General features: G+C 55.2%; 22 protein-coding genes and 1 rRNA gene. 8 read left to right on the top strand and 15 right to left on the bottom strand.

Features of this window, described 5'->3' with window-relative positions; all coding sequences use genetic code 11:
* Positions 1–169 (bottom strand): 16S ribosomal RNA (locus DW56_RS05425); the annotation flags it as partial.
* A gap of 374 nt (positions 170–543) precedes the next feature.
* On the bottom strand, positions 544–1104 hold the full coding sequence (gene gmhB, locus DW56_RS05420; protein ID WP_024555277.1) for a D-glycero-beta-D-manno-heptose 1,7-bisphosphate 7-phosphatase: 561 nt from the start codon (positions 1102–1104) through the stop codon (positions 544–546).
* Between the two features lie 188 nt (positions 1105–1292).
* Here gmhB and metN point away from each other — a divergent pair, with 188 nt between their 5' ends.
* The 6 genes from metN (at position 1293) to proS (ending at position 6877) form a co-directional block, all read left to right on the top strand.
* A complete protein-coding gene (gene metN / locus DW56_RS05415) occupies positions 1293–2324 on the top strand; it encodes a methionine ABC transporter ATP-binding protein MetN (protein WP_024562248.1) in 1032 nt (343 codons plus the stop codon).
* Entirely contained in the window at positions 2317–2970 is a 654-nt protein-coding gene (locus DW56_RS05410) for a methionine ABC transporter permease MetI (protein WP_024553911.1), read from the top strand. Before metN ends, DW56_RS05410 begins: the two co-directional genes overlap by 8 nt.
* A 44-nt stretch (positions 2971–3014) precedes the next feature.
* Positions 3015–3830, top strand: a complete 816-nt coding sequence (gene metQ, locus DW56_RS05405; protein WP_024553912.1) for a methionine ABC transporter substrate-binding lipoprotein MetQ — start codon at positions 3015–3017, stop codon at positions 3828–3830.
* A gap of 111 nt (positions 3831–3941) precedes the next feature.
* Complete coding sequence (rcsF, locus tag DW56_RS05400) at positions 3942–4346, top strand: Rcs stress response system protein RcsF (protein WP_024553913.1); 405 nt, start codon at positions 3942–3944, stop codon at positions 4344–4346.
* Entirely contained in the window at positions 4343–5050 is a 708-nt protein-coding gene (gene tsaA / locus DW56_RS05395; protein WP_024553914.1) for a tRNA (N6-threonylcarbamoyladenosine(37)-N6)-methyltransferase TrmO, read from the top strand. The genes rcsF and tsaA overlap by 4 nt, the downstream gene beginning before the upstream one ends.
* 108 nt (positions 5051–5158) lie before the next feature.
* On the top strand, positions 5159–6877 hold the full coding sequence (proS, locus tag DW56_RS05390) for a proline--tRNA ligase (protein WP_024553915.1): 1719 nt from the start codon (positions 5159–5161) through the stop codon (positions 6875–6877).
* Positions 6878–6999: 122 nt separating this feature from the next.
* On the opposite strand, the gene nlpE is transcribed toward proS, so the two are convergent.
* From nlpE to DW56_RS05375, 3 genes are all read right to left on the bottom strand, one after another.
* Complete coding sequence (gene nlpE / locus DW56_RS05385; protein WP_234409219.1) at positions 7000–7656, bottom strand: envelope stress response activation lipoprotein NlpE; 657 nt, start codon at positions 7654–7656, stop codon at positions 7000–7002.
* Positions 7657–7731: 75 nt separating this feature from the next.
* Complete coding sequence (arfB, locus tag DW56_RS05380) at positions 7732–8148, bottom strand: alternative ribosome rescue aminoacyl-tRNA hydrolase ArfB (RefSeq protein WP_024553917.1); 417 nt, start codon at positions 8146–8148, stop codon at positions 7732–7734.
* Positions 8145–8690 (bottom strand): YaeQ family protein, encoded by a 546-nt coding sequence (locus tag DW56_RS05375; protein WP_024553918.1) that lies wholly within the window; start codon positions 8688–8690, stop codon positions 8145–8147. The genes arfB and DW56_RS05375 overlap by 4 nt, the downstream gene beginning before the upstream one ends.
* Positions 8691–8891: 201 nt before the next feature.
* Here DW56_RS05375 and DW56_RS05370 point away from each other — a divergent pair, with 201 nt between their 5' ends.
* Entirely contained in the window at positions 8892–9092 is a 201-nt protein-coding gene (locus DW56_RS05370; protein WP_024553919.1) for a YaeP family protein, read from the top strand.
* Positions 9079–9339 carry a Rho-binding antiterminator gene (gene rof / locus DW56_RS05365; RefSeq protein ID WP_024553920.1) on the top strand — a complete coding sequence of 87 codons (261 nt, stop codon included), beginning with the start codon at positions 9079–9081 and terminating at the stop codon, positions 9337–9339. The genes DW56_RS05370 and rof overlap by 14 nt, the downstream gene beginning before the upstream one ends.
* Positions 9340–9379: 40 nt before the next feature.
* Here the strand turns inward: rof and DW56_RS05360 are convergent, their stop codons facing one another.
* The 10 genes from DW56_RS05360 to lpxA form a co-directional block, all read right to left on the bottom strand.
* Entirely contained in the window at positions 9380–9691 is a 312-nt protein-coding gene (locus tag DW56_RS05360) for a c-type cytochrome (protein ID WP_024553921.1), read from the bottom strand.
* Positions 9688–10992, bottom strand: a complete 1305-nt coding sequence (gene tilS, locus DW56_RS05355; protein ID WP_024562250.1) for a tRNA lysidine(34) synthetase TilS — start codon at positions 10990–10992, stop codon at positions 9688–9690. The genes DW56_RS05360 and tilS overlap by 4 nt, the downstream gene beginning before the upstream one ends.
* Positions 10993–11055: 63 nt before the next feature.
* Complete coding sequence (locus tag DW56_RS05350; RefSeq protein ID WP_024551438.1) at positions 11056–11445, bottom strand: VOC family protein; 390 nt, start codon at positions 11443–11445, stop codon at positions 11056–11058.
* Positions 11446–11502: 57 nt separating this feature from the next.
* On the bottom strand, positions 11503–13641 hold the full coding sequence (locus DW56_RS05345; RefSeq protein ID WP_024551439.1) for a lysine decarboxylase LdcC: 2139 nt from the start codon (positions 13639–13641) through the stop codon (positions 11503–11505).
* Between the two features lie 74 nt (positions 13642–13715).
* Positions 13716–15566: a chitinase gene (locus tag DW56_RS05340; RefSeq protein ID WP_412093696.1), complete on the bottom strand. Its 1851-nt coding sequence runs from the start codon at positions 15564–15566 to the stop codon at positions 13716–13718.
* A gap of 192 nt (positions 15567–15758) precedes the next feature.
* On the bottom strand, positions 15759–16718 hold the full coding sequence (accA, locus tag DW56_RS05335) for an acetyl-CoA carboxylase carboxyl transferase subunit alpha (RefSeq protein ID WP_024552961.1): 960 nt from the start codon (positions 16716–16718) through the stop codon (positions 15759–15761).
* Positions 16719–16824: 106 nt separating this feature from the next.
* Complete coding sequence (gene dnaE / locus DW56_RS05330; protein ID WP_024552960.1) at positions 16825–20307, bottom strand: DNA polymerase III subunit alpha; 3483 nt, start codon at positions 20305–20307, stop codon at positions 16825–16827.
* A 31-nt stretch (positions 20308–20338) separates the two neighbouring features.
* Complete coding sequence (rnhB, locus tag DW56_RS05325; RefSeq protein ID WP_024552959.1) at positions 20339–20935, bottom strand: ribonuclease HII; 597 nt, start codon at positions 20933–20935, stop codon at positions 20339–20341.
* The gene (gene lpxB, locus DW56_RS05320; RefSeq protein ID WP_024552958.1) at positions 20932–22080 is read right to left on the bottom strand and encodes a lipid-A-disaccharide synthase; all 1149 of its coding nucleotides are present in this window, start codon (positions 22078–22080) and stop codon (positions 20932–20934) included. The genes rnhB and lpxB overlap by 4 nt, the downstream gene beginning before the upstream one ends.
* Complete coding sequence (gene lpxA, locus DW56_RS05315) at positions 22080–22868, bottom strand: acyl-ACP--UDP-N-acetylglucosamine O-acyltransferase (protein WP_024552957.1); 789 nt, start codon at positions 22866–22868, stop codon at positions 22080–22082. The genes lpxB and lpxA overlap by 1 nt, the downstream gene beginning before the upstream one ends.

Here is a 22868-nt window from a genome sequence, read left to right as displayed (position 1 = left end):
GCTACCGTTTCCAGTAGTTATCCCCCTCCATCAGGCAGTTTCCCAGACATTACTCACCCGTCCGCCGCTCGTCAGCGAAGCAGCAAGCTGCTTCCTGTTACCGCCCGACTTGCATGTGTTAGGCCTGCCGCCAGCGTTCAATCTGAGCCATGATCAAACTCTTCAATTAAAGTTTGATGCTCAATGAATTAAACTTCGTAATGAATTACGTGTTCACTCATGAGTCTTGGTATTCATTTATCGTCTTGCGACGTTAAGAATCCAGTCCATCTGAGTGCCCACACAGATTGTCTGATAAATTGTTAAAGAGCAGTGCGACGCGGCATTCAGCCTGCTGTCGCGAGGTGGCGTATATTACGCTTTCCTCTTTCAGAGTCAACCCTTAATTTCAGGATTTTTTCTCTTCCGACTCACCGTCGCTGTGTGATGTTTCTCATCAGCGCCGTGTCGATGGAGGCGCATTATAGGGCGCCGTCTGAGGATGGCAAGTGGAAATCTGAACTTTTTTACCGTTCGATTACCATTTAATCACTATGCTGGTTTTTAGCGCGATTTAATAGCGGCAGGCAGCGCTGCAAGGCTATTGATTACCCAATCCGCTGCATTTTCCGCCTCCGGCGTAACAGGCTTGCCGCTACGGACCAGAACTTTTGTTCCCACGTCGGCCGCTTGCGCCGCCAGCATATCTTCCAGCTTATCCCCTACCATATAAGAAGAGGCCATATCTATATGAAGGAAGTCGCGAGCGGAGATAAGCATGCCCGGCTGCGGCTTACGGCAGTCGCATACCTGGCGGAACTCTGCAACCGAACCTTCCGGATGATGCGGGCAATAATAGATGCCGTCGAGATCGACGCCACGGTCCGCCAGCGACCAGTCCATCCATTCAGTAAGCTGCTCAAATTGCGCTTCGGTAAAGATGCCGCGGGCGATGCCAGACTGATTGGTGACCAGCACCAGCGCAAAGCCCATCTCTTTAAGCTCGCGCATCGCATCAATAACGCCGTCAATAAATTCAAATTGATCGATTTCATGCACATAACCATGGTCGACATTTAACGTGCCGTCACGGTCGAGAAAAATAGCGGGTACAGATTTAGCCACCTGAAAAACTCCTGACATATAGATTGAGCGTAGTATCGCATGTTTCCACATGGGTGAAAGCGTTCTTCGCGAAGCGCCCGATTGATTTAGACGTCTGGATGCCTTAACATCCATCCCGTCTACGGTCATCGCCCGTATCTGGCAGAAGAAAATGCCACGGCTAACTCGTATAAGATAATAAATACCTAATGATCAAACTTTCGAATATCACCAAAGTGTTCCAGCAGGGAAACCGAACCATTCAGGCATTGAATAATGTCAGCCTGCATGTGCCTGCCGGACAAATTTATGGCGTGATTGGCGCATCGGGCGCAGGTAAAAGCACGCTTATTCGCTGCGTTAACCTGCTGGAGCGACCAACCCAGGGCACCGTTCTGGTAGATGGCCAGGATTTAACGGCGCTTTCCGAGTCCGAACTTACCAAAGCGCGCCGCCAGATAGGCATGATTTTCCAGCATTTTAACCTGCTCTCTTCCCGTACCGTCTTTGGCAACGTGGCGCTGCCGCTTGAGCTGAACAATACGCCGAAAGAAGAGGTTAAGCGTCGCGTAACGGAACTGCTGGACCTGGTTGGCCTGGGCGAAAAGCACGATGCCTGGCCTGCGAACCTCTCCGGCGGTCAAAAGCAACGCGTGGCGATAGCCCGCGCGCTGGCAAGCAATCCGAAGGTGCTGTTGTGCGACGAAGCCACCAGCGCGCTGGATCCAGCTACAACGCGTTCTATTCTGGAATTGCTGAAAGATATTAATCGCCGTCTTGGCCTTACCATTCTGCTCATTACGCATGAGATGGACGTAGTGAAGCGCATCTGCGACTGCGTCGCGGTTATCAGCAACGGTGAGTTGATTGAGCAGGACACGGTGAGCGAAGTGTTTTCTCATCCGAAAACCCCGCTGGCGCAGCAGTTTATTCAGTCCACTTTGCATCTGGATATTCCGGAGGACTATGCGCAGCGCCTCAGCGCGCAGGCAAACGGCAACACCGTGCCGCTACTGCGCCTTGAGTTTACCGGCCAGTCTGTCGACGCTCCGCTGCTCTCAGAAACGGCACGCCGCTTCAATGTAAACAACAATATTATTAGCGCCCAGATGGATTACGCAGGCGGCGTGAAGTTCGGCATTATGCTGGCGGAAATGCACGGTACGGCGCAGGAAACCGAAGCGGCCATCGCTTACCTGCAAGAACATCATGTAAAAGTAGAGGTGCTGGGTTATGTCTGAGGCAATGATGTGGTTAATGCTGAAAGGCGTATGGGAAACCCTGGCGATGACCTTTGTTTCCGGCTTTTTCGGTTTTGTTATTGGTCTGCCGGTCGGCGTGCTGCTTTATGTAACCCGCCCGGGTCAGATTATTGAAAACGGGAAGCTCTATCGCATTATCTCTGCGCTGGTGAATATCTTCCGTTCCATTCCCTTCATTATTTTGCTGGTATGGATGATTCCGTTCACTCGCACCATCGTCGGCACCTCGATTGGTTTGCAGGCGGCGATTGTGCCGCTGACGGTAGGAGCCGCGCCGTTCATCGCCCGTATGGTAGAAAACGCGCTGCTGGAGATCCCTTCAGGGTTGATCGAAGCTTCGCGCGCCATGGGCGCCACACCGATGCAGATTATTCGTAAGGTCCTGCTGCCGGAAGCGCTGCCGGGTCTGGTTAACGCGGCAACTATCACCCTTATTACGCTGGTCGGCTATTCGGCGATGGGCGGCGCAGTAGGCGCAGGCGGTCTTGGGCAGATTGGCTACCAGTATGGCTATATCGGCTATGACGCCACCGTGATGAATACGGTATTAGTATTGCTCGTAGTATTGGTGTATTTAATTCAATTCTCAGGCGATCGCATCGTCCGGGCTGTCACTCACAAGTAATGTCATACACAACATCAGATAAACTTTTCGAGTAAGGAATGGCTATGTCTTTCAAATTGAAAACCTTTGCCGCGGTAGGCGCGCTTATTGGCTCTCTGGCATTAGTGGGTTGCGGTCAGGAAGAAAAAGATCCGAACCATATTAAAGTGGGCGTGATTGTGGGCGCAGAGCAGCAGGTTGCCGAAGTTGCGCAGAAAGTCGCTAAAGAAAAATACGGTCTGGACGTTGAGCTGGTAACCTTCAACGACTACGTTTTGCCGAACGAAGCGCTGAGCAAAGGCGACATCGACGCGAATGCCTTCCAGCATAAACCTTATCTGGATCAGCAAATTAAAGATCGTGGTTATAAGCTGGTTTCCGTCGGCAACACGTTCGTTTACCCGATTGCAGGCTACTCCAAGAAAATCAAATCACTGGACGAGTTGCAGCCAGGCTCGCAAATCGCCGTGCCGAACGACCCGACTAACCTTGGTCGCTCCCTGTTGCTGCTGCAAAAAGTGGGCCTGATCAAACTGAAAGAGGGTATTGGCCTGCTGCCGACCGTTCTGGATGTGACTGAGAACCCGAAAAACCTGAAGATTGTTGAGCTGGAAGCGCCGCAGCTGCCGCGCTCGCTGGACGACGCGCAAATCGCGCTCGCGGTTATCAACACCACTTACGCCAGCCAGATCAACCTGACCCCGGCTAAAGACGGCATCTTTGTTGAAGACAAAGACTCCCCGTATGTGAATATGATCGTGACCCGCGAAGACAATAAGGACGCGGAAAACGTGAAGAAATTTGTTCAGGCTTACCAGTCTGACGAAGTTAACGAAGCGGCTAACAAAATCTTCAATGGCGGCGCAGTGAAAGGCTGGTAATGCTTCACACTTTGCCACATAAATAATGCGAGACGGGCTACGGCCCGTCTTGTTATTTCGGCAAGCTCCTGATTCAATAAACTCTCGTTGATGATTAATTGAGGAAATATTATGCGTGCTTTACCGATCTGTTTACTGGCCCTTATGCTCAGTGGCTGCTCTATGTTAAGCAGATCTCCCGTGGAACCCGCCAAAAGCACACCAACGACCCCGCCCGCTGAAACCCCTCGCCAGAAAGTTTCGCATCCCGCGCCGGTAAGAATTTATAGCAATGCTGAAGAACTGGTAGGGAAGCCTTTCCGCGATCTCGGCGAAGTGAGCGGCGAATCTTGCCAGGCGAGCAATCAGGACTCTCCGCCTAACATTCCTACCGCTCGCAAGCGTATGCAAATCAACGCTTCTAAAATGAAAGCAAACGCCGTGCTGCTGCATAGCTGCGAAGTAACCAGCGGAACGCCGGGCTGCTATCGTCAGGCGGTATGCGTCGGTTCTGCGCTGAACGTTTCGGCTAAATGAGTCAGTTTCATTTCGAACAGATAGGCGTTATCCGTTCCCCTTATAAAGAAAAGTTCGCTGTTCCGCGCCAGCCCGGTCTGGTAAAAGCGGTTGGCGGCGAACTGCACCTTCTTGAGCCTTATAATCAGCCAGACGCGGTGCGCGGTCTTGAAGGGTTCAGCCATGTCTGGCTGCTGTTTGTATTTCATCAGACGATGGAAGGCGGGTGGCGCCCGACGGTGCGCCCGCCTCGTCTGGGCGGCAACGCCCGCATGGGCGTTTTCGCCACCCGCTCCACTTTTCGCCCTAACCCCATCGGCATGTCGCTGGTTGAACTTAAAGAAATACGCTGCGAGAAAAATCAGGTTATCCTTCAGTTGGGCGGGCTGGATCTGGTGGATGGCACACCCGTTGTTGATATCAAACCTTATCTGCCTTTTGCCGAAGCGCTGCCGCAGGCCCGCGCAGGTTACGCACAGGATGCGCCGGCTGCCGATATGCCCGTCTTTTTTACTGATGAGGTTCAGGCGCAGCTCGTGAAGCTTGAGAAGCGCTACCCGTCGCTTGGGCAGTTTATTTGCGAAGTGCTGGCTCAGGACCCGCGTCCGGCTTACCGTAAAGAGGAAGATCCCGGTAAAAGCTACGCCGTCTGGCTGCTCGATTTCAACGTCCGCTGGCGCGTTACTGAAAGAGGTTCAGAGGTGTTTGCCCTTGAGGCGCGCTAATTTCTTTCCCCTCTCTTTTGGCAACCCGGCCACGCTGGTAAACTAAACCACTTTTTTTGCGCCAGGCCTTCCGGCCTGCTCCGATAGTTCAAATGGAACCGTAACAACATGCGTACTAGCCAATATCTGCTCTCCACCCTTAAGGAGACACCTGCCGACGCCGAAGTTATCAGCCATCAGCTGATGCTGCGCGCCGGGATGATCCGCAAGCTGGCCTCCGGGTTATACACCTGGCTGCCGACCGGCGTGCGCGTCCTGAAAAAAGTCGAGAACATCGTGCGTGAAGAGATGAACAATGCCGGTGCGATCGAGGTGTTAATGCCGGTCGTTCAGCCTTCTGAACTGTGGCAGGAGAGTGGTCGCTGGGAGCAGTACGGTCCGGAACTGCTGCGCATCGCCGATCGTGGCGATCGTCCGTTTGTGCTCGGCCCGACGCATGAGGAAGTCATTACCGATCTTATCCGTAATGAACTGAGCTCTTATAAACAGTTGCCGCTGAACTTCTATCAGATCCAGACCAAGTTCCGCGACGAAGTGCGTCCACGCTTTGGCGTAATGCGCTCCCGCGAGTTTCTGATGAAGGATGCGTACTCTTTCCACACGTCTCAGGAATCCCTGCAAGAGACCTATGACAAGATGTATGCCGCGTACAGCAAAATCTTCTCTCGTATGGGTCTGGATTTCCGTGCGGTACAGGCCGATACCGGCTCGATTGGCGGCAGCGCTTCCCATGAGTTCCAGGTGCTGGCGCAGAGCGGCGAAGATGACGTGATCTTCTCCGATACCTCTGACTACGCCGCCAACATTGAGCTGGCGGAAGCCGTGGCGCCGAAAGCCCCGCGCGAAGCCGCTACGCAAGAGATGCAGCTTGTTGATACGCCGAACGCGAAAACCATCGCTGAGCTGGTAGAGCAGTTTAACCTGCCGGTAGAAAAAACCGTTAAGACGCTGCTGGTCAAAGCGGTGGAAGACAGCGCATACCCGCTGGTTGCCCTGCTGGTGCGCGGCGACCATGAGCTGAACGAAGTGAAAGCCGAGAAGCTGGCGCAAGTGGCAAGCCCGCTCACTTTTGCGACCGAAGCGGAAATCCGCGCTGTTATCAAGGCAGGCCCGGGTTCTCTCGGCCCGGTCAACATGCCGGTGCCGGTAGTCATTGACCGTTCCGTTGCCGTGATGAGCGATTTCGCCGCTGGCGCCAACATCGACGGTAAACACTATTTCGGCATTAACTGGGATCGCGACGTGGCGACGCCGGAAGTGGCGGATATCCGAAACGTGGTGGCGGGCGATCCAAGCCCGGACGGCCAGGGTACGCTGCTTATCAAACGCGGCATTGAAGTGGGCCATATTTTCCAGCTTGGCACCAAATACTCTGACGCGCTGAAAGCCTCCGTACAGGGCGAAGATGGCCGCAACCAGGTGCTGACCATGGGCTGTTACGGTATTGGCGTAACGCGCGTCGTGGCGGCGGCAATTGAACAGAACTACGACGAGCGCGGCATCGTCTGGCCGGACGCTATCGCGCCGTTCCAGGTTGCTATCCTGCCGATGAACATGCACAAATCTTTCCGCGTGCAGGAGTTGGCTGAGAAACTCTACAGCGAACTGCGCGCGCAAGGCATTGAAGTGCTAATGGACGACCGTAAAGAGCGCCCGGGCGTCATGTTTGCGGATATGGAGCTTATCGGCATTCCGCACACTATCGTGATTGGCGATCGTAACCTGGATAGCGATGAGGTTGAGTATAAATACCGTCGCAACGGCGAAAAGCAGATGATTAAAACGGGCGATATTCTGAACTTCCTCGTCAGCAACATCCGCAAGTAAGCGCTTTGGTATCCTCACGCCCCGCTTTGTCGGGGCGTTTTTTATTATCGACAAGAAAGGCCATTGCCCGGCATTTAAAAAAGGGGATTAACCTGACGGCCAGCCGTTATTTCAGTAACGGGTCAGTCCTGGCAATCTTTGTTCTTTTCGAAACGGCTATGGCTGTCGATCACCAGCGCTTTTTGCATCGCGCCGCTGTCCGGGTTGGGCTCCAGCGTGAAATGCGCCTGCGCAACCAGCAGCACCGGTTTTTGTTCGCCATCCCGCGCTACGGCATAATCTCGCTCCAGTTGGGCGTTATCCGAAACAGGAAAGCGGCGCCCCGTGGCGCAGTCGGTAAAAACGGCCGCATCCGCCATATAGAAATAGAAGCCTTTCATCGCCACAGGCGTTGTCGGCAGCGAGGCCTGGACTGGCGAAAGCGTGTAATTAAGCGAGGAAGAAACAGGCTTGCCTTCGCGATCGAGCATTTCAAGCTGCTCGCCTTTGGCATGAAAATAACGCTTTTCACCTTCGCTGTCGGTCAGCACCAGTTTACCCGCAGTACGCGCCCAGGTGCCCCAGGAGGCGATAACCGTGGGTTCTCTGGCTCCCTGATAGCGCTCGTTCATCACCCACGTGCCATCTGTTTCCAGGAAAAGCGACGTTTCGATGCCTTCGCAATCGGCGCACGGCAATATACCGCGCCAGCTCTGCTGCATAGGTTTGAGCTCTGCCGAAGAGGCGGGCTGAAGCGTCTGCACTTCAGCGCGATTATTACAGCCAAAAAGCGCCAGCATACTCAGCAGCGCAGCGGCGGCGGGCACAATGCTCTTTTTCACCTGATTTCCTTATATTCTTAGGGTGACTGGCTTTTACAGACCGCGAATTTTGCCACGCAGCGCTTTAGTCGCGGATTTTTGCGTTTTCGCCTCGCGGCGACGCACCTTTGACGCCCGCGTGGGTTTCGTAGCTTTTCGACTCTTTTGCGTCACGGTAAGTTCCCGAATTAACGCAATAAGCCGCGCAACAGCCTCTTCCCGGTTCATCTCCTGGCTGCGATGCGACTGCGCTTTGATAATCACCACCCCTTCCTGGGTGATGAGATGGTGGCTCGCCGCCAGCAGCCGGTTTTTATACTCTTCCGGCAGGCTTGAGGTTTTGATATCAAACCGCAGATGGATAGCCGTCGAGGTTTTATTGACATGCTGGCCGCCCGCGCCCTGCGCCCGAATAGCGGTAATCGTGACTTCTTCATCGGGAATAGCGACGCTGCGCGAAATTTCGATCATGAGGCCTGCTGCCACGGCGTTAACTGAAGCTCCAGGTTCTGGCGCGCGTCGGAAAGCCAGATGATCCCTTCCTGCAATGTCGCCTGCAAAGACATCGTGCGATCCGCAAGGGCGCTCACCTTCGCCAACTGCTCATCATTGATGTACCAGATAGCGAGGTTTTTATACTGGCGCAGCTTATCCTGATTTTGCTGCCACCAGACCTGAGCGGCGCGATCGTTATAGGTAAAGAGCACTACCGCTTTAGATTGATTCACCGCCTTGCGCAGCCGACGCTCGTCGGGCAGCCCCAATTCGACCCAAAGCTCAATGCCCATGTGATCGTTACGCAGCCAGATTTCCGGCTCATCATCAGCGCACAGACCGCGCGTAAATTGCAGCCGTTCGTCGGCGTTGATTATCCATGCCAGCAGACGCAGCATCATGCGCTCCTGCGTTTCGGATGGATGACGGGCAAGCGTCAGGCTGGTTTCCAGAAATTGCTGACGGTCCAGATCCGCTACGTTAACCGCCGCTTTGTAAATCGTTGCTTTTAATGCCATCACGTCCCCCACATTATGCTGGACGCTATTGTAACGCAGTAGCGGCGACCTGCCGTAGAATTCCCTGCTTTGGCCCCGTTATCCGTTAATATCGTTCAGGCGACTATGGTATAGTCACCTTGCTAAACAGAGTTTATCTTCGTAGGCTTAGACTTGCATCCCACAACGAAGTCAGCAGTCAGGACTCTGACAGGAGGGCATGTGGAAAGTTATTGTGAATTAATACGCAAGCGCTATGCAGAAATCGCCAGCGGCGATCTGGGGTATATTCCCGATGCGTTAGGCTGCGTGTTAAAGGTTCTGAATGAGGTCGCTTCCAACGATGCGCTTTCAGAGTCGGTCAGGGAAAAGGCGGCGTATGCTGCCGCGAACTTACTGGTGAGCGATTATGTCAATGAATGATGCCTATCAACCCATCAACTGTGACGATTATGACAATCTCGAACTCGCCTGCCAGCATCACTTGTTACTGACGCTGGAACTGAAGAACGGTGAAGTTTTTAAGGCGCAAGCTAACGACCTGGTTTCTCGTAAAAACGTCGAATATTTGGTTGTCGATGAAGCCGGGGCAACGCGGGAAGTTCGTCTCGATAAAATCGCCAGCTTCAGCCATCCTGAAATTGGCACCGTCGTGGTCAGCGAATCCTGAGCCACACCAGACAACAAGGGCAGCCAACGGCTGCCCTTTTTTATGGCTTCTGGCTGGCGTACCACGCCGCAAGGTTGTCAATGTCGCTATCAGACAGACCGCTAACGTACGCTTTCATGATTTCCGCCTGACCGCCGCTGCGCTCGCCTTTTTTATAAGCATGCAACGCGTGGGCGAGGTACTCTTCGTTCTGCCCGGCCAGATTAGGATAGAGCGGCACAGAGACCTTGCCGGTCGCGCCATGGCAGGCCACGCACATTACCGCTTTTTCTTCGCCAGCTTTTAGATCGCCTTTCGCCAGCGCCGACATGCTGCACAGCGTCAGCCCCGCCAGCATTACCCATTTTTTCATTCGTTTTGCTCCTTTCGCCAGTCTATATGCCAGCCTGTTTCCCCCTGCGCCATACCCTCACGGGTCACGAAAATGCCCGGAGCGCAGATAAGTTGCTCACCATAAAAAATTAAGGGGGTAGTGTCGCGCCGCCAGGGTGGGATGCGCAACTCCTGCCAGAGTTTTTTCAGGCTGCGGCCCCGCTCCCGTCCGACAATATGCAAAAGGCCCTGGGCGCGAAAGCGCACCGTAACGCGTTCATCAGCCGCGGGCATTCGCACGCGCGCGCCCTGCTCGCCCACTATCAGTTGCCCCAGCCCGTCCGGCAACGCAAGCGGTTTAGCCAGGTTTTCCCAGAAAATAACGCGGTCGCCTTGCCCCGGGCACAGCCGTACCCACCACAACGCCTCCTGATAACGGCGCGCTTCATGGTCGCCAAAACGCAGGCGCGGGCAGGCATCTTCGCGGCTTTGCGCCACCTCGCTCCACAGACGCTGCAACGCGGCGCGGGAAGGCATTTGCGCGCCGTGCGAGGCAAGCCAGCGCCGAAGCAAAGCCCCGCGCCGGTTGTCGCTCATTTCCGAAAGCGGGGCAAGACGAAGCTCGCCCTGTTCGCCGGTTAATGATGTCAGTTCTTCGTTCAGCAATTCATCCAGCAACTGCTCCTGTTCACCGCAAAGCTGCGCGCTGCGCGCCGCCGCTTCGGCAAAGTGAGGCCAGCGCGACGTCAGCTGCGGCAGCACCCGTAAGCGCAGGAAGTTACGGTCATAGCTGTCGTCCTGATTGCTCTCGTCTTCAATCCACGCAAGATGTTGCGCCTGCGCATACTGTTCCAGCTGAGCGCGGGAGAGATGAAGCAGCGGGCGCAAAATAAACGTGCCGGCGAAAGCGAGTTTTTCCGGCATCGCCGCCAGGCCTGCCGGGCCGCTGCCGCGCTTGAGCGCCAGCAATACGGTTTCGCACTGGTCGTCCTGATGCTGTGCCGTAACCAGCGCCTCATCGGGCCGCAAAGCATCGGCGAAAGCGGCGTATCTCGCCTTGCGCGCCTGCCCTTCCAGCCCCAGCCCTTCCTGCGCGAGTTGCACGCGCCGAACCGTCAGCGGCACATTCAGCGTTTCGCAAACGCGCTCACAATGCGCCGCCCAGCTATCGGCATGCAAACTAATGCCGTGATGAACGTGAATAGCGCGCAGGTCGAGCGAAGGATCAGCTTCACGCAAATGCGCAAGCGCATGCAGCAGCACGGAGGAATCCAGCCCGCCGCTGAACGCCACCAGCAAACGGCGAAAGTTATGCAGCGAAGTGAGTGAAAGAGTGGTCATAACGCAGCGTTCAATGAAGAAGTTGCCCGGCACGTTACCGGGCATTGCGGGTTCGGGCAAGTCTTACTGCTGATAAAGCTCCAGTGGCAGGCCGTCCGGATCGTTAAAGAAGGTAAAACGCTTGCCGGTCAGCTCATCAATGCGTACTGCCTCGCATTTTACGCCGCGGCTTTCCAGGTAAGACGCCGCCTGATCGACATCGTCCACGCTAAACGCGAGATGGCGCAGGCCGCAGGCTTCCGGGCGGCTGGGGCGAGCGGGCGGAAACGGAAAAGAAAAAAGCTCAATCACGTACTGGCCGTTCAGCGCCAGATCCCCTTTCCAGGAATCCCGCGCTTCGCGATACACTTCCGACATCAGCGTGAAGCCGAGGATATCGCAGTAAAAGGCCTTACTCTTTTCATAATCCGTTGCGATGATGGCGATATGGTGAATCTGTTTTAAACCCAGCATGCTCTCTCCTTTTGCTTTTTTTGCACGTTAACCAGACGGTAACGGCAAAACAAGGGGTCAACTATTTTTTAAGACACGTACGCGATAAACGCCATCTTCCCCAAGCTTCGCGCCATGAATATCCGTTTCAAAACCTGGATAATGTCTGCCGATGGAACAGAGCATCAGCAGGAAGTCGAGCACTGCGCGGCTCTCTTCGGTGATCCTCTCTCCGGGCATCACCAGCGGCACGCCAGGCGGATAAGGCAGGATCATATTCGCAGAGACACGGTTGATAAGCTTCTCTATCTCCACTGTCTCTACATTGCCTTTTACCTGCTGCTGATACATTTCATGCGGCGTGAGCTTCATCTCCGGCAACACATCGAAAGCACGCAGCATCAGGCTCGCCATATCATGTTGCTTGATGAGATCGTGAATGCCCTGCGCCAGCGTCTGTATGCGCATGTTGCGGTAGAAGTCTGGGTCTTCGGCATAAAGGTCCGGCAGCATGTTTTTTACCCGCAGGTTAAGGTCATAGGCGCGCTTGAACTCGGTCAGGCCGCGCAGCAGGCTCATCGCGCGGGTTTTGTCGATGCCAATGCTGAACAAAAAGAGCAGGTTGTAGGGGCCGGTTTTCTCGACCACCACGCCGCGCTCGTCGAGAAATTTCGCCACCAGCGCCGCCGGGATCCCCTGCTCCGCCATATTCCCTTGCTCGTCCATGCCTGGCGTAAGAATGGTGACTTTTACCGGGTCGAGATACATGTGATCGTCGTCGGCATCGTTAAAGCCGTGCCAGGTTTCACCCGGCGCGATAGGCCAGCAGTCCGCCTCATCGATCTCTTCAGGCTGCCAGATATCGAAAAACCAGCTGTCCGACTCTTCACGCAGCCGCTGCACCTCTTTACGGAAATGCAGAGCGCGCTCGACGGAACGGTTAATCAGCCTGCGTCCCGGGTTGCCGCGCAGCATTGCCGCCGCGGTTTCGATAGACGCCACCAGCGGATAGCTTGGCGAGGTGGTGGTATGCATCATGTAGGCTTCGTTGAACGTTTCTTCGTCGTAATCGCCTTTGATGTGTATCAGCGAAGCCTGAGAAAAGGCGGCCAGCATTTTGTGGGTGGATTGCGTTTCAAAGAAAACCTTACCCGGAATGCGCTCGCCGCTCATGCCGCTTTTTCCCTGGTAGATAGGGTGAAAATGGGTATAAGGCACCCAGGCGGAATCAAAATGAATGGAAGGCACATCGAGGGCGTGCTTGATCCAGTTAGTGTTGTAAAGCAAACCGTCGTAAGTGGAGTTAGTGATAACCGCATGAACCGGCCAACTGGCGTTTTTCGTCTGGGCGATCTTTGCTTCAATTGTCGCCCGGTTAAACTCCCGCTTCGGAATGCCGCCGAGAATGCCGAGCGCATTGCGGGTGGGCTTTAGCCACAGCGGCACAATGTCGCTCATCATCAATAAATGCGTGAGCGACTTATGGCAGTTGCGGTCAACCAGCAGGGTGCTGCCCGCTGGCGCGGCGTACATGCCGACGATTTTGTTCGAGGTGGACGTGCCGTTGGTCACCATATAACTTTGCTCAGCGCCGAAGGTGCGGGCGATGTACTCCTCCGCCTCCAGATGCGGGCCGGTATGATCCAGCAGCGAACCCAGTTCGGTAACCGAAATAGAGACATCCGCTTTCAGCGTATTGCCGCCAAAGAAATCATAAAACAGGCAGCCAACCGGGCTTTTCTGATAGGCGGTGCCCGCCATATGCCCGGGCGTGCAGAAGGTATATTTTCCCTCTTTCACATAGGTAAACAGCGCTCTGGTAAAGGGCGGCGTAATGTTATCGAGGTACTCGTTAGTGTATTGCCGGATGCGCGTGGCGATATCTTCCGCCGCGCCGAGGGCATATTCAAAAAACCACAGCGCCATGCGCATTTCATTAACGCTAACATCCAGAGAAGAGTGCGTATTGATAAACGCGTAGAGCGGCAGATACTCGTTGAGGCGGTTGATTTCGCTACAGAGATCGAGACTGTATTCGTCCCAGTCAAAAATCACGCCGCAGATGCGCGGGTTATGTTCAATAAACTTCAGCAGGTCGGTGCTGTTTTTCGGCCAGATAACCTGAAAACCCTGACGCTGGAGCGCGGCCTGGAGCTCCTCGATCGGCTCGTCTTTATAAAATGCGCCGTGCGGCCCCATGATGGCGATAATGTTCACTGCTTACCTCCTGGCAAAAAAGCGTCTGGTAAGCATAGTTGTTAACGCCAGCGACGAGCGCTGGCGTTATGCGTTTACAGAGCAGTCCAGGCATCCTGCCAGGCAAGTCCCGCGCCAGGCTCGTAATAAGCCGGAGCGGTATTACACCATCCGCCATAGGGGAAGGGTTTGCACTGGAAGAGTTTGCCGTGGTTAATGACAATATCCCCGGAGTTCCATTTTTGCGTGCTGCTCCATGCCGGATAGCTCGTCGAATCGCCGCCCGAAGGCGTGGAAGCTTTCGCTTTTACGTTAAGCGTATAGGACGCAGTGCTGCTCAGGCTACCGTCGTCCACCGTCAGGCTGATAACATATTGCGCATCTTCCGTTTTTTCCGGCGCGTCAAAAACAATGACCGATTTGTCTTTGCCGCTCACGGTCTGGCCATCCTGCGCCATCCATTTATAGGTCAACGCATCGCCGTTTTCATCGGTTGAACCTTCCGCGCTCAGTGAAACTTTACTGCCCGCTTCCACGGCGCCAACCGGGCCGGCAATCATCGCCACCGGTGCGACATTAACAGCGGGTTGCGGTTCAGGCTGCGGCGTGGGCTGCGGTTCAGGCGATGGCTGCGGTTCAGGCGTGGGTTGCGGTTCCGGCGTGGGCTGCGGTTCCGGCGTGGGCTGCGGTTCAGGCGTGGGTTGCGGCGTGTCATTTGCGTCAGCCTCATCCACCACTTTCACATTGAAGAAGTGTTTAACGCAGTTTGCGTAATCGCCCTCTTTGAAAGCGCTGAAGGGAGTCTGGTAACCCACCAGCTGGCATGAGTAGGTCTGGCCGGAAGGCGTTTCTGCGCTCCATCCCCAGTCCTGTTCCCAATAGACAGGCAATGCGCCAGCGCCGCCGCTGTCGAACTGTTTCATGCCCTTACAACCCAGCACTTCATCAGCAGGTACGGCCACTTTAAGGTATTTAGCAAACTCTTTGTAATAAGCGATGCGGTTAAGCGACTGGGCGTTTTCTGTCAGGCCGCCGCACTCAACGCCGCCGTTAATTATCTGAATAGTGACGCCAAAACCTGGCACCAGCCCGTTAGCCTTGTCGCGATCGTTAGGTTTCCAGGTACCGTCGATAACATGCATCATGCTGGGTTTAGGCGGCTGCGGGTAGGCAAAGAAAAAAATGGCGCTGGCGAGATTAAGCCATGTATCCGCCACCATCTCTGGTTTATCAAGCAAAGTGCGTACCGTGCCGAACATGGCATCGGAAAAAGGACCGTAGTTATAGTTGTAAGAAAGTTGTTTGGCGCCCCGACCGAAATAACTGACGAAATCGCCGTCTTTATCTTTTCCGCATGGCCAGGTTTGCCCCTGCCAGACATCCGGGTTGCATTCGCCGTTGTAGCCGCCTTTTTGCCCCTCGTTCCATCCCATTTCACGCAGATAGACCAAAGCCTGTCGCCATTCCTGCTCAGGGCGCCAGCTTTCATGGCCGCCGGTTTCCTGGGCGAAATGGGCAAACATGGTCGCCAGCGATTTACGGCAAATAGCCTCGCTGTTGCGCCCGTCGCTGTAGCTGCCGCATACCGCTGGGAATTTGCCGACAGCCTTCAGAAAATTAACGTAGGTATATTCCTGGGCCCGCAGCGGAAAAAGGTAATCCCAGTCCGTGCTTTTGAGGATGCTTTCCACCCTTTTCACGTTATCGGGATTGCTGGCGCTTCCAGGCGCGATTTGCTCCACGCTGTCGTTATCCAGGGTTTTGATCGAATCTTTAACTGATTTCATCAGCGGAAAGTTGGTTAGTTCCTGTTCTTTCTTTTGTAAATCAGCGGATTTTACGGGGTAAGGTTCACTGCTGGCTTCAAGCAGGGCGGAAGTGGCGGGCGGAGAATGCAGAAAAATACCCGCCGCGACTACGCCGAGTGCGGCTCGTTTCATGCTCATAGCAATTACTCCGAAAAGGTGAGGCGTTTAAGAAACAATTTCACCGTTCTGCAACAGACGTCGCAAATAAATGGAGTCTAGCGAAGCGGACCAACAGCGCATGCCGTCTCGTTGAGGCGGATCACAAAATAAATAGATTAAAAAAGGCTGACAGATGTCAGCCTTTAGTGGAAAAAAGAAAAAGATGTTGAATCAAGCGTAACCGTAGCTCATCAGACGCTGATAACGGCGGTTGAGCAGGTCTTCAGTGCTCAGCACGTCGAGATCCGCCAGATCCGCCAGCAGTTGCGCCTTCAGCGAGGCGGCCATGGTTTCCGGGTTACGGTGCGCGCCGCCAAGCGGTTCGCCGATGACGGAATCGATAAGCTTCAGCTCTTTCAGGCGCGGGGCGATAATGCCCATCGCTTCCGCAGCGAGCGGCGCTTTATCCGCGCTTTTCCACAGAATAGAGGCGCAGCCTTCCGGCGAAATAACGGAATAGGTGCTGTATTGCAGCATGTTGACTTTGTCGCCCACGCCGATAGCCAGCGCGCCGCCGGAACCGCCTTCGCCGATAACGGTGCAGATAACCGGCACTTTCAGGCGTGACATTTCCCGCAGGTTGCGGGCAATGGCTTCAGACTGGCCGCGCTCTTCCGCGCCCACGCCCGGATAAGCGCCAGGGGTGTCGATAAAGGTGATGATGGGCATTTTGAAACGCTCCGCCATCTCCATCAGGCGCAGCGCTTTACGATAACCTTCCGGCGCTGGCATACCAAAGTTGCGGCGGATTTTTTCTTTGGTTTCACGTCCTTTCTGGTGACCGATGATCATCACCGGACGCCCTTCCAGACGCGCGATGCCGCCAACGATAGCTTTATCATCAGCGTAAGCGCGGTCGCCCGCCAGCTCGTCGAATTCATCAAACGCCAGACGGACATAATCCAGGGTATAAGGGCGCTGCGGATGACGCGCCAGTTGCGCAATCTGCCATGCACCCAAATCGGCGAAAATTTTACGGGTCAGCTCTACGCTCTTCTCGCGCAGGCGATGAACCTCTTCGTCGATATTAATATCCAGTTTTTCATCCTGACGGCCTACGGCGGTCAGGGAATCGATTTTCGCTTCCAGCTCTGCAATCGGCTGTTCAAAATCAAGGAAATTCAGACTCATAATATTCCTGTATTAGTCAAACTCCAGTTCCACCTGCTCCGGGCCTGGTAGCCATGCGGCTACCGGCCTGGTGATTCAGAACCCGGGAAACGTGGATGCACACGCATCAGTCAAATTCCAGTTCCACCTGCTCCGAACCAATCAGGCCACGCAGATCGTTAAGTAAACGATCGCTTGGCGAGACACGCCACGTCGCGCCGAAACGCAACCGCGCACGGGCGTCCGCCCTCTGATAGTAGAGATGTACTGGAATTGTCCCCGAACGATGGGGTTCCAGAGACTGACGGAGACGGTTTAAAAGCTGGTCATCAATTTGCCTGTCCGTCAGCGAGATAGCAAGCCCGCGCGCATACTTTTCGCGGGCTTCGTCAATGTCCATGACTTCGCGGGCGGTCATTTTAAGCCCTCCGCTGAAGTCATCAAAGCTGACCTGTCCGCTAACGATCAGGATCCGGTCTTTTTCCAGCAACTGCTGGTATTTTTCCAGCGCGTCCGTGAATAACATCACTTCCAGACGCCCTGAGCGGTCATCCAATGTACAGATGCCGATACGATTGCCGCGCTTGGTGACCATAACCCGCGCGGAAATCACAAGCCCCGCCGCCGTGGTGACTTTACCACGCTCGGTCGGATGCATATCTTTAAGCCTCATGCCGCCGACATAACGCTCAATCTCTTTCAGATACTGGTTTATCGGGTGCCCGGTTAAGTAGAGCCCCAGCGTTTCGCGCTCGCCGTCCAGCACCACCTGCTCCGGCCACGGCTGGCAACTGGCGTAAGATTGCTCAATTTGCTCTGGCTCTTCCGCCAGCACGCCGAACATATCCGCCTGTCCAATAGCCTCAGCTTTAGCATGCTGATCGGCTGCTTTCAGCGCGTCGCCAAGCGCGTTCATCAGCGCCGCGCGGTGCGGGCCCAGACGGTCGAACGCGCCGGACATGATCAGCTTTTCCAGCACGCGCCGGTTGAGCTTTTTAGTGTCCGTACGGGCGCAAAGATCGAACAATTCGCGGAAGTAACCGTCTTTATTGCGCGCTTCCAGAATCGCTTCAATCGGGCCTTCGCCCACGCCTTTAATGGCGCCGATGCCGTAGACGATTTCACCGTCATCGTTCACATGGAACTGGTACAAGCCGGAGTTAATGTCTGGCGGCAGCACTTTCAGCCCCATACGCCAGCATTCGTCCACCAGGCCCACCACTTTATCGGTGTTGTCCATATCGGCAGTCATCACCGCCGCCATAAATTCCGCCGGGTAGTGCGCTTTCAGCCACAGCGTCTGGTAAGAAACCAGCGCGTAAGCGGCGGAGTGCGATTTGTTAAATCCGTAACCGGCGAATTTTTCCACCAGGTCAAAGATTTTCATCGCCAGTTCGCCGTCGACGCCGTTCTTCTTCGCACCCTCTTCAAAGACAGAACGCTGTTTGGCCATCTCTTCGGGCTTTTTCTTACCCATCGCACGACGCAGCATGTCTGCGCCGCCCAGCGTATAGCCTGAGAGCACCTGGGCAATCTGCATTACCTGTTCCTGGTACAGAATGATGCCGTAGGTCGGCTCCAGTACAGGCTTCAGGCTTTCATGCTGCCATTGCACATCCGGATAAGAGATAGCTTCGCGCCCGTGCTTACGGTCGATAAAGTTGTCCACCATGCCGGATTGCAGCGGCCCCGGACGGAACAGCGCCACAAGCGCGATCATATCTTCGAAGCAGTCAGGTTGCAGGCGCTTGATCAGATCCTTCATGCCGCGCGATTCAAGCTGGAATACCGCGGTGGTTTCCGAGCGCTGCAACATATCGAAGCTTTTTTTATCGTCCAGCGGAATGGCGGCGATATCAATGGGCTCAAGACCCTGCTTCGCGCGGCGGGCGTTGATCATCTCAAGCGCCCAGTTAATGATGGTAAGCGTGCGCAGCCCAAGGAAGTCGAACTTCACCAGGCCCGCGTATTCCACGTCGTTTTTGTCAAACTGGGTGACGGGGTGATGCCCCATTTCGTCGCAATACAGCGGCGCGAAATCAGTAATTTTGGTCGGCGCGATAACCACGCCGCCGGCGTGCTTGCCAGCGTTTCGCGTTACCCCTTCAAGCTTGCGCGCCATGTCGATGAGGGCTTTGACCTCTTCATCGGCCTCATAAATTTCTGGCAGCTGCGGCTCCGCTTCAAACGCTTTGGCGAGCGTCATGCCTGGGTCTGGCGGGATAAGCTTGGAGATGCGGTCGACAAAACCATACGGATGCCCCAGCACTCGCCCTACGTCGCGGATAACCGCTTTCGCCGCCATGGTGCCGAAGGTGATGATTTGCGATACCGCATCACGGCCATACATATCCGCCACGTGCTCAATAACCTGGTCACGTTTTTCCATGCAGAAGTCGACGTCGAAGTCGGGCATGGAGACACGCTCCGGGTTGAGGAAACGTTCGAACAGCAGGTCAAATTCCAGCGGATCGAGATCGGTAATTTTTAGCGCGTACGCCACAAGCGACCCGGCGCCGGAACCACGGCCCGGCCCCACCGGAATGCCGTTGTCCTTCGACCACTGGATAAACTCCATAACGATAAGGAAGTAACCAGGAAACCCCATCTGGTTAATAACCTGCAACTCGATATCGAGGCGTTCATCATATTCAGGACGTTTTTCGGCGCGAACCGCCGGGTCGGGGAACAGAAATTCCAGGCGCTCTTCCAGCCCTTCTTTCGACTTCGCCACCAGGAAATCTTCGGTGGTCATATTGCCGGTCGGGAACTGCGGCAAGAAATATTCGCCAAGACGCACAGTTACGTTACAACGGCGGGCAATCTCTACACTGTTTTCCAGCGCTTCCGGCAGGTCGGAGAAAAGCTCGCACATCTCCTCTTCGGTACGCATGTACTGCTGCGTGGAGTAGAAGCGCGGGCGTTTAGGATCGTCGAGCGTAAAGCCATCATGAATGGCGACGCGAATTTCGTGGGCGTCGAAGTCTGAAGGATCGATAAAGCGCACATCGTTGGTGGCAACGACCGGCAACCCCTTCTCTTCCGCCAGCCTTACGGCGGCATGCAGATAGGTTTCTTCATCGGCGCGCCCCGTGCGCACCAGCTCCAGATAATAGCGATCGGCAAAATAGCGCTGATAAAACTCTACGCACTGATCCACCAGCGCGCTGTTGCCGCGCAGCAGACTTTTACCCACGTCGCCCATTCTGCCGCCGGAAAGCAGGATTAACCCTTCATTAAGCTCAGCCAGCCATTCGCGGTCAATCCACGGGCCAGCGGCGCCATACCCGCGCTGATAGGCTTTTGAGATAAGCAGCGTCAGGTTCTGGTAACCGGTGTTGTTTGCGGCAAGGACGGTGATGTGGGTGAATTCATCGCCCAGCAACTCGCTCTGGACGTTAAAATCCGCGCCGATTATCGGTTTCATCCCTGCGCCGTGCGCGCCGCCATAAAATTTCACCAGCCCGCAAAGGTTAGTGAAGTCAGTTATAGCCAGCGCAGGCATGCCGAGTGCGGCCGCCTTTTTCACCAGCGGCCCCGTCTTTGCCAGTCCGTCGATCATGGAATAGTCACTGTGCACCCGCAGGTGCACAAAACGAGGTTCAGCCATCTCTGTTTCCGGTTCGTTGTATCAGATTATCTTAAGACGTCAGGCCCAGCGCGCGCTTAACCGGTGCGAAACTGCGCCGGTGATGTATCGTCGCGCCATGCTCAGCCAGCCGTTCAAGATGGAAAGCGGTAGGATAGCCCTTATGTTGGGCGAAACCATATTGAGGAAAGCTTAGATCCAGCTCAGCCATTTCCGCATCGCGCGTGACTTTGGCAAGTATCGACGCGGCGCTGATTTCTGCAACCCTGCTGTCGCCTTTTACGACAGCCATCGCAGGAACTGGCAGTTTCGGACAGCGATTGCCGTCAATTAATACATATTCCGGTACGATAGCGAGTCCGGCCACGGCGCGCTGCATGGCGAGCATAGTGGCGTGCAGAATATTCAGTTCATCGATTTCATGCGGCTCGGCGCGACCGATGCTCCAGGCCAGCGCCTTTTCACGGATCTCATCAAAAAGCGCCAGGCGGCGTTTTTCGGAAAGTTTTTTGGAGTCGGCCAGGCCGACTACAGGACGGGCCGGATCCAGAATCACCGCCGCAGTCACCACGGCGCCAACCAGCGGGCCGCGCCCGACTTCATCCACGCCCGCCACCAGCTGCGTATGCGGGTAGATAAATTCCATCATCGTGCAAGCTCCAGCACGGCGAGCGCTGCCTGCTCATCAGCGTTACAGCGGATCTGCTCGTGCAGTTTTCGGAAAGTGTCGTGCATTTCATGGCTCTGTTTGCCATCTGCCAGCAGCGGTTGCAGCGCAGCGGCAAGTTTTTGCGGCTCGCACTCTTCCTGCAACAGCTCTTTAACCAGCTCTCTTCCCGCCAGTAAGTTCGGCAGGGAGACAAATTCCGTTTTTACCAGCCGCTTCGCCAGCCAGAAGGTAAAGGGCTTCATGCGATACCCGACAACCATCGGGCACTTGGCCAGCATGCACTCCAGCGCGGCAGTGCCGGAAGCAAGCAGCGCGGCGTCGCTCGCTATCATCGCTTCACGCGCGTGACCGTCCAGCAGATGCGCCGGTAAATCTGGCGCAACTTCCGCTTTAATCCGCTCAAACTGCTCGCGTCGCTTTGCGTTTACCAGCGGCACCACCACTTCCAGTTCCGGATAAACCTTGCGCAGCAGCTGCGCGGTTTTCAGAAAATCGGCGCTGAGCATTTCCACTTCGGCGCTGCGGCTGCCGGGGAGAAGCGCAAGACAGCGGGCTTCTCGGGCAATGCCTAATGTCTCTCGCGCCGCATTTTTATCCGGGTCGAGCGGCATTGCATCCGCCATGGTGTGACCGATAAAGCGGCACGGTACGTTAAATCTGTCGTAAAACGCTTTTTCGAAAGGCAGAAACGCCAGCACCAGATCGGTGGCTCTGCCGATTTTGAAAACGCGTTTTTGTCGCCAGGCCCAGACGGAAGGGCTGACATAATGAATGGTGCGAATGCCTTGCTTCTTGAGGTTGCCTTCAAGCGTGATGTTGAAGTCTGGCGCGTCGATGCCGACAAAAACATCCGGCTTCAGCTCGGTGAAACGTCGCGTGAGGTCGGCGCGAATATGCAGTAGCCGGCGCAAACGGCCCAGCACCTCCACAATACCCATTACCGCAAGCTCTTCCATGTCGTACCAGGCTTCACACCCTTGTTCTTGCATGCGCGGGCCAGCCACACCGACAAAGCGAGCGTCGGGCATTTTTGCTTTCAAAGCGCGAATGAGGCCGGCACCAAGAATATCGCCGGAGGTTTCTCCGGCGACCAGGGCAATCGTAAGTGGACGCGCTGCGCTCATTAACGAATCAAACCGCGAGTAGAACGCTCGAAGAAATCCGAGAATGCCTGGACTTCAGGATGCTGCGCCGCCAGCTCGGCAATCTCCGGCTTCACTTCATCCAGCGTTTTACCACTGCGATAAAGCAGCTTGTAGGCATTACGAATAGCGTGCAGCGCCTCTTTGCTAAAGCCGCGACGCTTTAAGCCTTCGAGGTTGACGCCAAACGGCGTCGCGTGGTTGCCCTGTGCGATAACATAAGGCGGTACATCTTGCGCCACGCCGGAGCAGCCGCCAACCATCACGTGCGCACCAATGATGCAGAACTGATGAACAGCAGTCATGCCGCCAATAATGGCGAAGTCGTCCACCGATACGTGACCGGCTAACGTTGCGTTGTTAGCCAGGATGCAGCGGCTACCTACCGTACAATCATGCGCGACGTGCGCGTTGATCATCAGCAGGTTATCGCTGCCCACCTTCGTCAAGCCACCGCCTTGTACGGTTCCTCGATGAATCGTCACGCTCTCGCGAATGCGGTTGCGATCGCCGATTTCCACGCGGGTAGGTTCGCCAGCATATTTCAGATCCTGGTTTACTTCCCCAATGGATGCGAACTGATAAATCTCGTTATCGCGGCCGATTTTAGTATGACCATTCACGACGACATGAGATTTCAGCACCGTTCCTTCACCGATCTCAACATCCGGACCGACAATACAAAACGGGCCAATGTGGACATTAGCGCCAATCACGGCGCCTTCTTCTACAATGGCGGTGGGATGAATAAAGGCGGATTTATCAATCAC

Source organism: Franconibacter helveticus LMG 23732 (genome assembly GCF_000463115.2).
In the GTDB taxonomy this organism is placed as follows: Bacteria; Pseudomonadota; Gammaproteobacteria; order Enterobacterales; family Enterobacteriaceae; genus Franconibacter; species Franconibacter helveticus.
This window is presented reverse-complemented; position numbering and strand designations above follow the sequence as displayed.

Excerpts from the sequence above, each read along its gene's own strand:
- metN (WP_024562248.1), top strand. The coding sequence starts at position 1,293 with ATGATCAAACTTTCGAATATCACCAAAGTGTTCCAGCAGGGAAACCGA.
- DW56_RS05410 (WP_024553911.1), top strand. The coding sequence starts at position 2,317 with ATGTCTGAGGCAATGATGTGGTTAATGCTGAAAGGCGTATGGGAAACC.
- metQ (WP_024553912.1), top strand. The coding sequence starts at position 3,015 with ATGTCTTTCAAATTGAAAACCTTTGCCGCGGTAGGCGCGCTTATTGGC.
- rcsF (WP_024553913.1), top strand. The coding sequence starts at position 3,942 with ATGCGTGCTTTACCGATCTGTTTACTGGCCCTTATGCTCAGTGGCTGC.
- tsaA (WP_024553914.1), top strand. The coding sequence starts at position 4,343 with ATGAGTCAGTTTCATTTCGAACAGATAGGCGTTATCCGTTCCCCTTAT.
- proS (WP_024553915.1), top strand. The coding sequence starts at position 5,159 with ATGCGTACTAGCCAATATCTGCTCTCCACCCTTAAGGAGACACCTGCC.
- nlpE (WP_234409219.1), bottom strand. The coding sequence starts at position 7,656 with ATGCTGGCGCTTTTTGGCTGTAATAATCGCGCTGAAGTGCAGACGCTT.
- arfB (WP_024553917.1), bottom strand. The coding sequence starts at position 8,148 with ATGATCGAAATTTCGCGCAGCGTCGCTATTCCCGATGAAGAAGTCACG.
- DW56_RS05375 (WP_024553918.1), bottom strand. The coding sequence starts at position 8,690 with ATGGCATTAAAAGCAACGATTTACAAAGCGGCGGTTAACGTAGCGGAT.
- rof (WP_024553920.1), top strand. The coding sequence starts at position 9,079 with ATGTCAATGAATGATGCCTATCAACCCATCAACTGTGACGATTATGAC.
- DW56_RS05360 (WP_024553921.1), bottom strand. The coding sequence starts at position 9,691 with ATGAAAAAATGGGTAATGCTGGCGGGGCTGACGCTGTGCAGCATGTCG.
- tilS (WP_024562250.1), bottom strand. The coding sequence starts at position 10,992 with ATGACCACTCTTTCACTCACTTCGCTGCATAACTTTCGCCGTTTGCTG.
- DW56_RS05350 (WP_024551438.1), bottom strand. The coding sequence starts at position 11,445 with ATGCTGGGTTTAAAACAGATTCACCATATCGCCATCATCGCAACGGAT.
- DW56_RS05340 (WP_412093696.1), bottom strand. The coding sequence starts at position 15,566 with ATGAGCATGAAACGAGCCGCACTCGGCGTAGTCGCGGCGGGTATTTTT.
- accA (WP_024552961.1), bottom strand. The coding sequence starts at position 16,718 with ATGAGTCTGAATTTCCTTGATTTTGAACAGCCGATTGCAGAGCTGGAA.
- dnaE (WP_024552960.1), bottom strand. The coding sequence starts at position 20,307 with ATGGCTGAACCTCGTTTTGTGCACCTGCGGGTGCACAGTGACTATTCC.
- rnhB (WP_024552959.1), bottom strand. The coding sequence starts at position 20,935 with ATGATGGAATTTATCTACCCGCATACGCAGCTGGTGGCGGGCGTGGAT.
- lpxB (WP_024552958.1), bottom strand. The coding sequence starts at position 22,080 with ATGAGCGCAGCGCGTCCACTTACGATTGCCCTGGTCGCCGGAGAAACC.